This window comes from Rhodococcus tukisamuensis NBRC 100609, from assembly GCF_001894985.1.
Lineage (GTDB): Bacteria > Actinomycetota > Actinomycetes > Mycobacteriales > Mycobacteriaceae > Rhodococcus_G > Rhodococcus_G tukisamuensis.
In genome coordinates, this window is the sequence record NZ_BCXG01000029.1 from 21,252 (window position 1) to 33,685 (window position 12,434).

Sequence of the window (12,434 nt, forward strand, 5' to 3'; positions counted from 1 at the left end):
GCTTTGATTGCTCTTGGTGGCCCTGGCAACCAAGAGTGCTTACGGGTGCCGAATCCCTCTTGCTGTCGATAGATTGTCGATATATCGTCGATACCATGATCGACACGAACCACGTAGTCGAGGTGACAGTCGTAGGAGGCTGACATGGAAGGCATGAATGTTCACAGGGAACATCGGCGCGGCAGGCGCCATCCGGGGCGGGTGGGGCGCGACCGCCGGCCGGACGGATTCGGCCCGGGATTCGGGCCGGGATTCGGACCCGGCCCGGGATTCGCGCCCGGGCCGGGCGGCGGGCCGCGCATCGGCCGGGGCCGCGGTCGCGGTGGACGGGGCCGGCGCGGCGACGTGCGGGCGGCGATCCTCCTGCTCCTCGCCGAGGGGCCGATGCACGGATACGAACTGATCCAGCGAATCGAGCAGCGCAGCAACGGGATCTGGAAGCCGAGTCCCGGCTCGATCTACCCGGCGCTGGCCCAGCTCGAGGACGAGGGCCTCGTACTGATCGAGAAGGTGTCCGGCAGGAAGACCGCGCGGCTCACCGAGGCCGGCACGACGTACGTCGAGGAGAACAAGACCGATCTCGGCAGCCCTTGGGACGAGGTGAGCGCCGGCGTCGGGCGTGAGACGCAGGACCTGCGAGGACTGGTCGGCCAGTTGATGGGCGCGGTCGGGCAGGTCGCCGCCGTCGGGACCCCCGAGCAGGTGAGCGCGGCCGGGCAGATTCTCGTCGAGGCCCGGCGTTCGCTGTACCGCATGCTTGCCGAGGATCCGTCCACGATGGAAGATGCCGACGCTGATTCGACGAAAAGCTAGCCCCCTGATGGTTACAGTGCTGCCGGCAGCGCTCATGATGGAGCTCTGAACCATCGTCGCGAGGGGGCGCACATGCGGGGAACCAACTGCCGAATTGCCGGACGACAGGCGGTGACGGCGCGCGCGGTGGTCTCGGCCGCGCTGCTGGCCGGATCGCTGCTGATGGCGCCGGCTGCCGGTGCAACCGGAACTGCGGATCTCGGGTCGGCGGATCTCGGGTCGGCGGATCTCGGGTCGGCAGATCTCGGATCTGCGGGGTCGTCGGCGGCGGCGGAATCGGTGACCGAGGTCCCCGAACTGCCCGGGCCGACCCAGCCCACTCACGCCGCAGCCACTGTGTACGACGGCAAGCATCCCGGGTCTGCGCCGCCCGGCTCGAATGATTTCGGCTGCGTCCCCACCGCGGCGCACCCGAAGCCGGTGATCTTGGCGCACGGCACAGACGCCACCGCCTACTCCGACTGGTCGGCAATCTCGCCGCAGCTGAAGTCCGCCGGGTACTGCGTGTTCGCGGTGAACTACGGCGGCAAGCCGGGCGGGGCTCGCTTCGGCACCCAGGACATGTATGTCAGTGCCGGTCAGGTAGCGGACTTCGTGCAGCGGGTGCGGTCGGCGACCGGCGCCGCGAAGGTGGACCTGGTTGGCTTCTCCCAGGGCGCGACCGTGACCCGCATGTTCGTCAACAAGATGGGCGGCGCCGCGGTGGTCGACCGGTGGGTCGGCGTGGCATCGCCCAGTTACGGCGGGCAGTTCTACGGAGTCGCGCCGGTAGCGGCCGCGATTCCCGGCGGCATGGCCGTGATCTCCTCAATGTTGGGCCAGGCGGTCGCGCAGCAGGTGCAGGGATCGGAGTTGCTCACCGAGCTCAATGCGGGCGGCGACACCGTCCCCGGCGTGAGTTACACCACCATCGGCACCCGGTACGACGAGATGATCCAGCCGTACACAAACGTCGAATTGCACGGCGCCGGTGCGAAGAATGTCCTGATCCAGGATTTGTGTGCGCAGAACAAGACCGGGCACATGAACATGGTGTACGACCCGTTCACCATTTCGCTGGTGGTGGGTGCACTCGATCCCGAGCATGCGCCCGAGGCATTGTGTGCACCCGTTCCGCTGGGCACCGGAATGGCCGAGATGATGATCGCCAGCAATTTCGGCGTCTGACGTCCACCTCCATTCCTGTCGAAGGCGGCACTCGCCGCGTCCGGACTGCCCGGCCGCGGCGAGTGTGCCCACGTGGGAACGCTATTCGGCCAGCTTGGCGAACGCCTGCGCCCACAGGAAGAACTTGTTGGTACCCAGGTCCTCGACGGTCTTGATGTTGAACGCCGCCAACAGGTGCTCCGCATCGGACTCGCTGACACCCTGCAACGCGGTCACCGGGGCCTTTGCGATTTCCTCGAGGGTCTTGTCTTCCCACGCCTTGATCAGTTTGTTCGCAGTTCCAGCCATGGCAACCTCCAGGTGAGTGCGTGACATTTCAGCGTTGCCGTGCGCCGATTTCCGCTGTCGCACGGCTTCCGGGTCGATCAGGGACAGTCAATACCCCTGTTGGCGCCGCGCGAGTCCTTTCGCTCGGCGATTCGCCGGGAATTCCTCGGGAGTTTTCCTGGCGCGGGTGGTTCAGCGGTGTGCCGCGACATCCCTAGACTGTCCGTGACATTCGATTCGATTCGACGCGCCGCGGCCGCGGCCGCGGCGACGCCCGAGCAGGGGAGCAGACTCCGTGACCATCCAGCCGGTTCGCCTGTTCGGCGATCCCGTCCTGCGGACCAGGGCGGACGAGGTCGTGAACTTCGACCACGAACTCCGTGTCCTCGTGGCCGACCTGGTCGACACCATGCGCGCCCGCGGCGGCGCCGGCATCGCCGCCCCGCAGATCGGCGTCGGCCTGCGGGTGTTCGCCTACGACTGCGGCGGTGCGTCCGGTCACCTGGTGAACCCCACCTTCGAGGTGGTAGGTGACGAGCAGTCGGTGCTGTCGGAGGGCTGTCTGTCGGTGCCCGGCGTCCGGGGCGAGATTCGGCGCGGGGAGCACGTTATCGCCCACGGAGTCGACATGCACGGGCAGCCGGTGACCCTCGACGCTACCGGCATCCTGGCCCGATGTGTCCAACACGAGACCGACCACCTCGACGGAGTGATGTTCATGCAGCGGATGGATCCGGACGACCGTAAGGCGGCGATGCGGACGATCCGCGAGTCCGACTGGTTCGGTCGACAGAGCGTCTCGGCGCCCGGCGGGGGTCGCTGACATGCGGATCGTCTTCGCAGGCACCCCCGATCCCGCGGTGCCGTCCCTCGCCAGGCTGCTCGCGTCCGAGCGGCACGAGGTGGTCGCGGTGGTCACCCGCCCCGACGCCGTCGCCGGCCGAGGCCGCAAGGTCACCCGGTCGCCGATCGGTCAGCTGGCAGACGAGCACGGCATCGAGGTGCTCACCCCGGCGCGCGCGTCGGATCCCGACTTCCTGGCCCGGCTCACCGAGCTGGCGCCGGACTGCTGCCCCGTCGTCGCCTACGGGGCGCTGCTGCCGCGCCCGGTGCTGGACGTGCCCAAGTACGGCTGGGTGAACCTGCACTTCTCGCTGCTGCCCGCCTGGCGCGGTGCCGCGCCGGTGCAGGCGGCCATCGCCGCGGGTGACGAGATGACCGGAGCGAGCGCGTTCCTGCTCGAGGAGGGCCTCGACACCGGGCCGGTGTTCGGCGTGATGACCGAGCGCATCCGCCCGGACGACACGGCCGGCGTGTTGCTCGGCCGCCTCGCCGACAGCGGCGCCCAGTTGCTCGAGTCGGTGCTGGACGGAATCGAGGACGGCGCGTTGACGCCGGTTCCGCAACCGGCAGAAGGCGTCTCGCACGCGTCCAAGATCACCGTCGAGGCCGCGCGGATCCGCTGGGACCAGCCGGCGCTCGCCGTGGACCGGTTGGTGCGTGCGGTCACGCCCGCACCGGGCGCCTGGACCCAGGTCGGTGACCTGCGGCTGAAGGTCGGCCCGGTCACCCCGGTCGAGGCGGCGCTCCTCGACCAGGCGCTGGAACCCGGACAGTTCCTCGTCCGAAAAGACGGCTGCTACGTGGGCACCGCGACCACTCCGGTCCGGCTCAGTCACGTTCAGCCGCAAGGTAAGAAGGCCATGGCGGCCGCCGATTGGGCGCGCGGAGCGCGCCTCGACCCCGAGGTGCGTGCACTGTGACCGAATCCCGTCGACCGGCCCGCGGACAGCGCGGCCAGGGCAAGCAGGGCGGTCCGAACAACCGGCCGCGACAGGCCCGCCGCCCGGACCCGGCCGCGGCTGCCGTCGACCAGCCGCGGGTTGCCGCGCGGGACGTGCTGCGTGCGGTCCGCGAGCGCGACGCCTACGCCAACCTGGTGCTGCCCGGCCTGCTGCGCGAGCGCAAGCTCGACGCCCGCGACGCCGCTCTCGCCACCGAACTCGCCTACGGCGCGTGCCGTGCGCGCGGGCTGCTCGACGCCGTCATCGCCGAGGGCGCCGGCCGCTCCGTCGACGAGATCGACGGACCGATCCTCGACGTGCTCCGGCTGGGCGCCTACCAGCTGCTGCGCACCCGCATCGCCCCGCACGCGGCCGTGGCCACCTCGGTGGACCTCGCGCGTGACGAATTCGGCGGCGGCCGAGCGGGATTCGTCAACGCCGTGCTGCGCCGGGTCGCGGAGCGGTCCGAGGACGAGTGGGTGGCCCGGCTGGCCCCCTCCGCCACCGCCGACCCGGTCGGGCACCTCGCGTTCCGGTATGCGCACCCGACCTGGATCGCGCAGGCCTTCGCGGACGCCCTCGGACCCGACGCCGCCGAGCTCGAGGCCGTGCTGGCCGCCGACGACGCCCGGCCCGTCGTGCACCTGGTGGCGCGGCCCGGGGAGATCTCGGCCGAGGAGCTGGCGATGGCGACCGGCGGCGAGGTCGGCACCTACTCGCCGTACGCGGTGTACCTCGACGGCGGCGACCCCGGCCAGCTCGAGGCGGTCCGCGAGGGCCTGGCCGGCGTGCAGGACGAGGGCAGCCAGCTGGTGGCCCGCGCACTGACCCTGGCCCCGATCTCCGGTACCGACGGCGGACGCTGGCTGGACCTGTGCGCCGGACCCGGCGGCAAGGCCGCGCTGCTCGGCGCGCTCGCGGACATCGAGGGCGCCCGGGTGGACGCCGTCGAGCCCGCCGAACACCGTGCGGACCTGGTGCGCAAGACCACCCGCGGCCTGCCGGTCGACGTGCACGTCGCGGACGGGCGCGAGTCCGGCCTGGCCCCCGGCTACGACCGGGTGCTCGTCGACGCGCCCTGCACCGGGCTGGGCGCGCTGCGCCGCCGCCCGGAGGCGCGCTGGCGCCGGCAGCCCTCGGACGTCGCGGGGCTGGTGTCGTTGCAGCGCGAGCTGCTGGCCTCTGCCATCGAACTGGTCCGGCCCGGCGGCGTGGTGCTGTACTCCACCTGCTCGCCGCACCTGTCGGAGACGGTGGCCGTGGTCGCCGACGCGGTCCGGCGCTACGGCGTCACCCCGCTCGACACCCGGGAGCTGGTGCCCGGGGTGCCCTCGCTCGGCGACGGTCTCGGGGTGCAGCTGTGGCCGCACCGGCACGGCACCGACGCCATGTTCATGGCCGCGCTGCGTAAGCCGGAGTGACCAGCAAGCCGGAGTGACCAGTGAGCCCTAGTGACCGCCAGGCCCGACTGGCACCCGGATCGCTGCGGGCCGTTCAGGCCTGAGCCGGCGCTACGTCCGTGGGGACGGATCGCCGGCTCAATGCCGCCGCGGCGAGGAAGCACAGGGCGCCGAGGAAGGTGCCCAGGTTCGCCCAGAACAGGCTGACGAGGTCGTCGGTCGCGGGAAGCGTGTACGCGCCGACCGCGGAGAAGGCGAAGAAGACCGAGCCGAGCATGTTGAGCCACGTGCCGTGCCACGTGCGAGCGCGCTTGTCCCACAGCGTGTTGCGATCCCTCGTGGCTACCACCGCGAGTCCGCTGGAAACCAGGAAGCAGATCGAGCCGAAGGCGTCGGGACGCCAGCCGTCCGACAGACGGGCCTCGGCGTTCACGGCCGTGACCAGGGCGTCTGTCGTGCTCACATTGAAGAACAGCGTGCCGCCGAACTGGATGGCGGCTGCCCACCAGTCCGCCCGGTCGGCAGGGTTCGTGGACCGTCGGGGCGGGTGCCGGCCGCTGAGGGCGAGCTGGATCAGGGCGGCAAGGGTGAAGAAGATGGCGCCGACGAAGAACGTGAGGTTGGTGAGTACGAGGCCGACCGCCTCGGCGTACTGCGGTATCGCCCCGACAGCGAAGAAGATCGATCCGATGGCGAAGCCCCACGCCTCGCGTCGGACGCGGACGATGCGCTCGGGCGTCACCGTTCGAGGGTAGCCGCGGAGGGCTCGGCGCGGGCGCTACCGCGTGGTCGAGCTCGCCCGGGAGCTGCCCGAGGTCGAGGAGAGCACCTGGTATCGGACCCCGGCGCTCAAGGTCACAGGCAAGGGCTTCGCGAGGTTGCGCGGCGAGGCCGATGGCGGGCTGGTGGTGATGTGCACAGTTGACTGCACCAAATGTTGACTTTTCGCTGGCAGAGGTTCTTGCCGACGCTTCGCGGCGGCCCAGCAGCGCGTCCTCGCTGGGTGTGCCCGGGCTTACGACTCGTCGGCGAGTTCTCTCGGGACGGCCACGGCGTCGACCAAGGCGCCGTGGCGCCACACGGTGACCTCGACGCGCCGGCCTATTGAGCCTTCGACCATGAGGGCTTGGATATCGGTTGCTGTCGCGACGGGCTGCCCGTCGATCGCCACGAGAATGTCCCCGGCGCGAAGTCCCGCCATCGCGGCGGCACTACCGGTCACGACCTGCGCGACCTGGACGCCGCGCTTACGGCCCAGCTTGGCGGCGAGATCGTGCCGGAGTGGCACCTGCGTCCCGGCGATACCGAGCCAACCGCGGCGTACGCGTCCTGTACGCATCAGAGAGGCGATGATCCGTTCGGTTGTCGCGTTGATCGGCGCCGCGAGGCCGACTCCGACACCCGCAACGGCCGTGTTCACTCCGACGAGGCGACCGGCGCTGTCGGTGAGAGCTCCGCCGCTGTTGCCGGAGTTCAGTGCTGCATCTGTCTGTATGACCTCGTCGATGACCCGGCCGGACCGCGTCGGCAGCGACCGACCCAGCGCGGAGACGATGCCGGCGGTGACGCTGCCGGCGAGGCCGAGCGGGCTCCCGACCGCAACGACCAGCTGCCCAACCTGCAGCTGGGCCGCGTCGCCTCGGGTGAGGGCTGGTGGCACGTCGCCCCTGGCCCGCAGGACCGCCAGGTCCGACAGGGTATCCCTGCCAGTGACATCCGCGATCACCTCGCCGCCGTCGGAGAATGTCACGTCGGCCTGCTTCGCGCCGTCGACGACGTGGGCGCTGGTCAGGATGAAGCCGTCGGGGGTCAGTACGGAGCCGCTGCCGCCCCCGGTGCGACGCCCAGTCTGGACCTGAAGGCTGACGACGCTCGGGAGTACCCGCTGAGCGACATGAATCACGGCTTCGGAGAACGCGTCCAGTGGCTCCAAATCCTTACTCATGCCCTGGACAACACCCTCGTTGAGGTGGGCAATACCGCTGTTCGCGCACAGCCGAAACCACCCGACAACAGCGTTCGGTCACCGGTTCGCGGAGATTTCCTCGATCTGGGCGCGGGCGGCGGCGACGAGTTCCTCATTGCGTGTAGAAGGCTTCGAGAAGAGTGCCGTTCGTGCCGGTGAATTCTTCGTCGCCTGGTCTTCGGTGAGGTCTGCGGCGCGGATCATCGCCGCGACAGCGCCGTGCACATCTCCGCGTCGCGCACTGACCCCGGACGCGCGTTCGAGCCGTGCCGCGACAAGATCGTCGGGGCCGATCGCGGCGTGTGCGAGATGTCATGCCTGCGTATATGACTGGTGTTCGGCCGCATCGGCGAGCTTTAGATGCGCGAGCTGGCGATCGCTCGCGGTGGAGGAGCCGACCACTGCCGCGCGGATGAGGGGATAACGAAAGCCGATCGAGAGGAACCCGGCGTCGATCTCGATGAGGTCGAGCGGTTCGGCAGGCGTCAGGTCCATCAGGGCGCGACCGCAGAATTCCTGCAACGACACACACGGATTCCTCCAAGGCATCCGCGAACCGGGCGGAGAATTGCCGGGTGCGCAATCTTCTCGGGCTGCAGCACGGAGGTGCCACCACCGTCTCGGGCTGTTGGCGTTCACCTCCGGCCGCAATTACTGGCCGGCTCCGACTCGATGCTCCCGAGTTCACCGGGATGCCTCCGCGGTCCTCCCGGCAAGGATTCTGAGGGCGTTCGCGGAAGGTGATCCGGGTTCGACGGTGTACAGCCCGAGCGTCTGGTCGGGGTTGTCTGCGGGGGTGAGGGCTTCGAAGCCGAGCGTGAGGTCTCCGGCCACCGGGTGGCGGTACCGCTTGGTGCCGTACTTGGGTCGGTACACGTCCTGTTCGGCCCACCACCGGCGGAAGTCTTGGTCACCTTCTGACAGTTCGCCGACCAGTTCGGCCAGTCGCGGGTCGTGCGGGTGGTGGCTGGAGTACAGGCGCAGCATGCCGACGTTCTCGCGGGCGGTCTCGGACCAGTCCACGTACAGATCGCGGGCCGCGTTGTCGAGGAACATGTACCGGGCCATGTTCCAGTCGCCGGTCAAAACATGGTCGAAACCGGGGTAGAACGAGCAGGCCAGGCGGTTCATTGCGAGCACGTCGAGGCGGTTTCCCAGGATCAGCGCCGGGATGTCGGCGACGTTGTCCAACACTCGCAGCAGACCTTGTCGCGGCCGCTGCGCCGGTGTGGCACGTGGCCGTCGACGGGTGGGTTTGGCCAGCGCGAACAGGTGGTCGCGCTCGGTGTCGTCGAGTTGCAGGGCGCGAGCCACGGCCTCCAGGACGGACACCGACACGTGCGTGTTGCGTCCGCGTTCGAGTCGCACGTAGTAGTCGACGCTGACCCCAGCCAGCTGGGCGACTTCCTCGCGCCGCAGTCCCGGCACTCGTCGCACACCGGGGAACTCTGGAAGGCCCGCTTGCTCGGGGCTGATCCGCGCCCGGCGGGACCGCAGGAACTCCCGCAGATCCGTGTCGGGCACGTCCGCATCCATAGTTCCCAGGCTAGGACGTAGCCGGTCATATTTGGGGGGTTCAGCTGCGCCCCCTGTAGGCCCTACCCAGGGCAAAACGCGCTCTGGCGCGGCTTCAGCGCCGGTGGTGTCCTGAATGTGTCCCATCAACCGCAACACATCTCAGGAGCAACCGATGTCCGAACACAAGATCGTCCTGGTGACCGGAGCGTCCAGCGGTATCGGCGAGGCCACCGCCCGCCGGCTCGCTGCGGACGGGCACCACGTCATCCTCGGGGCGCGGCGCGTGGACCGCCTCGTCGCCCTCGTCACCGAACTGAAGGAGGCAGGCCACAGCGCCGAGTACGCACAGTTGGACGTCACCGACCTCGACAATGTCCGCGCCGTCGTCACCGACGTGCTCACCCGCCACGGGCGCATCGATGTCCTGGTGAACAACGCCGGCGTGATGCCACTGTCCCTGGTACAGGACCTGCGCATCGACGACTGGAACCAGATGATCGACGTGAACCTTCGCGGCGTGCTGCACGGCATCGCCGCGGTCCTCCCGGGCATGCGCCAACGCGGGGCCGGCCACATCGTCAACATCGCCTCGACCGCCGCGAACCGCGTGGACTCGCCAGGGGTCGTGTACTCCGCGACGAAGTACGCCGTGCGTGCTGTGTCCGAGGGCCTGCGCCAGGAGACCACCGACATCCGCGTCACCGTCATCAGCCCCGGTCTGACCCGGACCGAGCTCACCCAGGCAGGCGGCGACACCCAGGTCCAGGGCGCGATGCGGGACGCGGTCGAGGAGGTCGGCATCGACGCCACGGCCATCGCTGCGGCCATCGCCTACGCCGTCGGCCAGCCCGCCGACATCGACGTCAACGAGATCATCGTCCGCCCAACGGCCTCCGTGCACGGCTGACCCCGAAACCGAAGAGAGGCAAAGGAAATGGCAAAGCAGTTCGCAGGAAAGTCCGCCTTCGTCACCGGCGGCGGCAGCGGTATCGGGCGCGCGAGCGCGCTGGCTCTGGCCGCGCAAGGCGCGCTGGTGACCGTCGCCGGTCGCACCGAGGCGACCCTCGATGAGACCGCTCGCCTGGTCGAGGAGGCCGGCGGCGAGGCACGCTTCGTGGTCGCGGACGTGACCGACGAGGCTCAGATCGAGATGGCCCTCGAGGCCGCAGTCGCCGGCATCGGGCGCCTGGACATCGCGCTGAACAACGCAGGTTACGACGGCGAGTTCCAGCTGACCCAGGACTACTCGACCGAGATGCTCGACCGGATGATCGCCCTGAACGTCCGCGGCGCGTTCCTGTCGATGAAGCACGAGCTGAAGTACATGGTGCCGCAGCGCTCCGGCGCCATCGTGAACATGTCCTCCGGCGCGGGTCTGGTGGGTGTGGCCGGCTTCTCCGGCTACGCAGCCACCAAGGCGGCCGAGGTCGCCATGACCAAGAGTTCGGCAGTCGAGGCCGCGCCGCACGGCATCCGCATCAACGCCGTGGCGCCCGGCCTGGTGGAAACCCCGATGATCGCGACGCAGGACCCGAACGAGGAACCGTTCAAGTCGATCATCGCCGCCCACCCCTTCGGACGGATCGCCAGGGCAGCCGAGATCGCCGAGGCCGTGGTCTGGCTCAGCTCGGACAAGGCGAGTTTCGTCACGGGAGTCGTGCTGCCAGTCGACGGTGGATACACCGTGCCCTGACTGCGTCGGGTCGTCGGACACCGTTGCCCGTAAGATCGCCGCCGACCTGCGCGCGGTCGCTGCGTCAGGTTTGACCTCGCATTCGGCACGGGCCCGCTGTCCCAAGGCGAGATACTGGACACCATCGAGTTCTATGGCACCAAGGTGATGCCGCGACATTCTCCACTTGGAGGTAGTAATGGACATCGTCGTTCTCATCGGCCGAGTCCTCTTCTCCGTCTTGTTCCTCTCATCCGCTGTTGGCCACCTGACCCAGTCCAAGGCCATGGCGCAATACGCCGCGAGCAAGGGCGTGCCCATACCGCAACTCTCCGTCCTGCTTTCAGGTGTGCTCCTGGTCGTGGGCGCGCTGAGCGTGCTCCTAGGTATCTGGGCCGATCTAGGCTCCCTCCTGCTCGTGGCCTTCCTCGTCCCGACCGCGGCGCTCATGCATAACTTCTGGACCGAATCCGACCCCCAGACCCGACAGATGGAGGTGGTCCAGTTCAACAAGGACATCGCGTTGGCCGGTGCGGCACTGATGCTGTTCGCCTTCTTCGCCCACACCAGTGATCTCGGACTGACCATCACGGGGCCGCTGTTCACGATCTCCTGACCTGGTGCGATTGACCCAGCAGCGGGTCCCGTCCCTTCCGGCCGATCGACCGAATGGTTCACGGCGTGACGAGGACGACCTTGCCGAAGGCTCGTCCGCTGTGAAGGAATTCGTGCGCCTCGGCGGCCAGTGGCATGGGTAGGACGGTGTCGATCACTGGGGCGATCACCCCCTGCTCGATCAGCGGCCACATGTATTTGTGGACACGGGCGACGATGGCGGCCTTTTGATCGGGCGGACGGGACCGCAATGAGGTTGTCGCGACGCTGGCACGCTTGCTGAACAGCAGTCCGAGGTCGAGTTCGGTGGGTGCGAGGGTGCCGCCGATGATGACGAGATGTCCGTCAGGTCCGAGACATTCGATGTTTTCGCGCAGATACGGCGCGCCGGCGATGTCGAGGATCGCATCGACACCGCGGCCGCCGGTGGCGTCGAGGGCCCGCGTCACGAAATCGTCGGATCGGTAGTTGACGGCGACGTCGGCGCCGAGACGCATGACTCGGCCGATCTTGGCGTGGGTTCCGACGGTGGTGATCACGCGGGCGCCGGATGCCTTGGCCCATTGGACGGCCATCGTCCCGATACCGCTGCCGCCGCCGTGCACGAGAACCCATTGCCCGGCGCGCAGGTGGGCCTTGAGCGTCAGGTTGGCGTACACCGTGCACGACGCCTCGGGCAGGGCCGCCGCTTGCGGAAAGTCCAGGCCGCCGGGGACGGGTAGCAGCTGGCGTGCCGGCACCACGGCCTGTTCCGCGTACCCTCCGCCGTTGAGCAGTGCGCAGACTCGGTCGCCCTTCGACCAGCCGATCACCCGGTCACCCGGTCACCGACCCAGCTGATCGTGCCAGCGCACTCGAGGCCGAGAACGCGGGGTGCCCCGGCCGGGACCGGGTACCTGCCTTCGCGTTGGAGGAGGTCGGCGTTGTTGATCCCGGCGGCGCGGACGTCGACCACGACGTCGGACGGCGACGGGTCGGCGAGTGTTGTCTCCCTCCACGTCAGCACACCGGGCGGCCCCGGTTCGTCGAAGTCGATTCCTTGCATGTATCTACTGTCGACCAGCCCGACCAGGAGGTCGAGCACCTACGCATCTGGTCCTGTGGGGGGATTCTAGGGTCGTCGCAACACAGCTGGTGAGAAGACGAAGGTCGCGCCCCTGCCCTACAGCATGGTCGGGCAGGGGTGCTATGTCTTGTTTCTGGCCACGATCACAAACCGAAGGCGCCACCCG

Annotated in this window: 15 protein-coding genes and 1 pseudogene; 9 read left to right on the forward strand and 7 right to left on the reverse strand. The window is 68.9% G+C overall.

Annotation, left to right across the window (positions count from 1 at the left end):
* Window positions 1-144: 144 nt before the first annotated feature.
* A complete protein-coding gene (locus tag RT2_RS21710) occupies window positions 145-813 on the forward strand; it encodes a PadR family transcriptional regulator (RefSeq protein WP_072846886.1) in 669 nt (222 codons plus the stop codon).
* Window positions 814-975: 162 nt separating this feature from the next.
* Window positions 976-1,980 carry an esterase/lipase family protein gene (locus tag RT2_RS21715; RefSeq protein WP_072846924.1) on the forward strand — a complete coding sequence of 335 codons (1,005 nt, stop codon included), beginning with the start codon at window positions 976-978 and terminating at the stop codon, window positions 1,978-1,980.
* An 81-nt stretch (window positions 1,981-2,061) separates the two neighbouring features.
* On the opposite strand, the gene RT2_RS21720 is transcribed toward RT2_RS21715, so the two are convergent.
* The gene (locus RT2_RS21720) at window positions 2,062-2,268 is read right to left on the reverse strand and encodes a hypothetical protein (RefSeq protein WP_072846887.1); all 207 of its coding nucleotides are present in this window, start codon (window positions 2,266-2,268) and stop codon (window positions 2,062-2,064) included.
* 274 nt (window positions 2,269-2,542) lie between these two features.
* On the opposite strand from RT2_RS21720, the gene def reads away from it, so the two are divergent.
* From def to RT2_RS21735, 3 genes are read left to right on the forward strand one after another with little or no spacing between them, the layout of a single operon-like run.
* Complete coding sequence (def, locus tag RT2_RS21725; RefSeq protein WP_072846888.1) at window positions 2,543-3,070, forward strand: peptide deformylase; 528 nt, start codon at window positions 2,543-2,545, stop codon at window positions 3,068-3,070.
* Window position 3,071: 1 nt separating this feature from the next.
* On the forward strand, window positions 3,072-4,010 hold the full coding sequence (gene fmt / locus RT2_RS21730; RefSeq protein WP_072846889.1) for a methionyl-tRNA formyltransferase: 939 nt from the start codon (window positions 3,072-3,074) through the stop codon (window positions 4,008-4,010).
* Window positions 4,007-5,452: an RsmB/NOP family class I SAM-dependent RNA methyltransferase gene (locus RT2_RS21735; RefSeq protein WP_072846890.1), complete on the forward strand. Its 1,446-nt coding sequence runs from the start codon at window positions 4,007-4,009 to the stop codon at window positions 5,450-5,452. Before fmt ends, RT2_RS21735 begins: the two co-directional genes overlap by 4 nt.
* Before the next feature lie 73 nt (window positions 5,453-5,525).
* On the opposite strand, the gene RT2_RS21740 is transcribed toward RT2_RS21735, so the two are convergent.
* Window positions 5,526-6,173 carry a hypothetical protein gene (locus RT2_RS21740; protein ID WP_072846891.1) on the reverse strand — a complete coding sequence of 216 codons (648 nt, stop codon included), beginning with the start codon at window positions 6,171-6,173 and terminating at the stop codon, window positions 5,526-5,528.
* A gap of 43 nt (window positions 6,174-6,216) precedes the next feature.
* Here RT2_RS21740 and RT2_RS25630 point away from each other — a divergent pair, with 43 nt between their 5' ends.
* On the forward strand, window positions 6,217-6,372 hold the full coding sequence (locus RT2_RS25630; protein WP_169888482.1) for an MmcQ/YjbR family DNA-binding protein: 156 nt from the start codon (window positions 6,217-6,219) through the stop codon (window positions 6,370-6,372).
* A 74-nt stretch (window positions 6,373-6,446) separates the two neighbouring features.
* On the opposite strand, the gene RT2_RS21745 is transcribed toward RT2_RS25630, so the two are convergent.
* The 4 genes from RT2_RS21745 to RT2_RS21755 form a co-directional block, all read right to left on the reverse strand.
* Window positions 6,447-7,376, reverse strand: a complete 930-nt coding sequence (locus tag RT2_RS21745) for a S1C family serine protease (RefSeq protein ID WP_072846892.1) — start codon at window positions 7,374-7,376, stop codon at window positions 6,447-6,449.
* Window positions 7,377-7,454: 78 nt separating this feature from the next.
* Window positions 7,455-7,601, reverse strand: coding sequence for a hypothetical protein (locus tag RT2_RS26040; protein ID WP_169888485.1), 147 nt, complete (start codon window positions 7,599-7,601; stop codon window positions 7,455-7,457).
* Window positions 7,602-7,709: 108 nt separating this feature from the next.
* On the reverse strand, window positions 7,710-7,925 hold the full coding sequence (locus tag RT2_RS21750; RefSeq protein ID WP_139191128.1) for a hypothetical protein: 216 nt from the start codon (window positions 7,923-7,925) through the stop codon (window positions 7,710-7,712).
* Window positions 7,926-8,081: 156 nt separating this feature from the next.
* Window positions 8,082-8,933, reverse strand: coding sequence for a helix-turn-helix transcriptional regulator (locus RT2_RS21755; RefSeq protein WP_072846894.1), 852 nt, complete (start codon window positions 8,931-8,933; stop codon window positions 8,082-8,084).
* Window positions 8,934-9,087: 154 nt separating this feature from the next.
* On the opposite strand from RT2_RS21755, the gene RT2_RS21760 reads away from it, so the two are divergent.
* The 3 genes from RT2_RS21760 (at window position 9,088) to RT2_RS21770 (ending at window position 11,203) form a co-directional block, all read left to right on the forward strand.
* Window positions 9,088-9,822 carry an SDR family oxidoreductase gene (locus RT2_RS21760; protein ID WP_072846895.1) on the forward strand — a complete coding sequence of 245 codons (735 nt, stop codon included), beginning with the start codon at window positions 9,088-9,090 and terminating at the stop codon, window positions 9,820-9,822.
* A gap of 27 nt (window positions 9,823-9,849) precedes the next feature.
* On the forward strand, window positions 9,850-10,608 hold the full coding sequence (locus tag RT2_RS21765; protein WP_072846896.1) for an SDR family NAD(P)-dependent oxidoreductase: 759 nt from the start codon (window positions 9,850-9,852) through the stop codon (window positions 10,606-10,608).
* 178 nt (window positions 10,609-10,786) lie between these two features.
* A complete protein-coding gene (locus tag RT2_RS21770; protein ID WP_072846897.1) occupies window positions 10,787-11,203 on the forward strand; it encodes a DoxX family protein in 417 nt (138 codons plus the stop codon).
* 58 nt (window positions 11,204-11,261) lie between these two features.
* Here RT2_RS21770 and RT2_RS21775 read toward each other — a convergent pair.
* A pseudogene (locus tag RT2_RS21775) lies at window positions 11,262-12,247 on the reverse strand (NAD(P)H-quinone oxidoreductase).
* Window positions 12,248-12,434 lie beyond the last annotated feature (187 nt).

What these genes read in the sequence shown, in the direction of transcription:
- RT2_RS21720 (WP_072846887.1), bottom strand. Translation starts at nt 2,268, where the DNA reads ATGGCTGGAACTGCGAACAAACTGATCAAGGCGTGGGAAGACAAGACC.
- RT2_RS21755 (WP_072846894.1), bottom strand. Translation starts at nt 8,933, where the DNA reads ATGGATGCGGACGTGCCCGACACGGATCTGCGGGAGTTCCTGCGGTCC.
- RT2_RS21715 (WP_072846924.1), top strand. Translation starts at nt 976, where the DNA reads ATGGCGCCGGCTGCCGGTGCAACCGGAACTGCGGATCTCGGGTCGGCG.
- RT2_RS21760 (WP_072846895.1), top strand. Translation starts at nt 9,088, where the DNA reads ATGTCCGAACACAAGATCGTCCTGGTGACCGGAGCGTCCAGCGGTATC.
- RT2_RS26040 (WP_169888485.1), bottom strand. Translation starts at nt 7,601, where the DNA reads ATGATCCGCGCCGCAGACCTCACCGAAGACCAGGCGACGAAGAATTCA.
- RT2_RS21745 (WP_072846892.1), bottom strand. Translation starts at nt 7,376, where the DNA reads ATGAGTAAGGATTTGGAGCCACTGGACGCGTTCTCCGAAGCCGTGATT.
- RT2_RS21710 (WP_072846886.1), top strand. Translation starts at nt 145, where the DNA reads ATGGAAGGCATGAATGTTCACAGGGAACATCGGCGCGGCAGGCGCCAT.
- RT2_RS21765 (WP_072846896.1), top strand. Translation starts at nt 9,850, where the DNA reads ATGGCAAAGCAGTTCGCAGGAAAGTCCGCCTTCGTCACCGGCGGCGGC.
- fmt (WP_072846889.1), top strand. Translation starts at nt 3,072, where the DNA reads ATGCGGATCGTCTTCGCAGGCACCCCCGATCCCGCGGTGCCGTCCCTC.
- RT2_RS21770 (WP_072846897.1), top strand. Translation starts at nt 10,787, where the DNA reads ATGGACATCGTCGTTCTCATCGGCCGAGTCCTCTTCTCCGTCTTGTTC.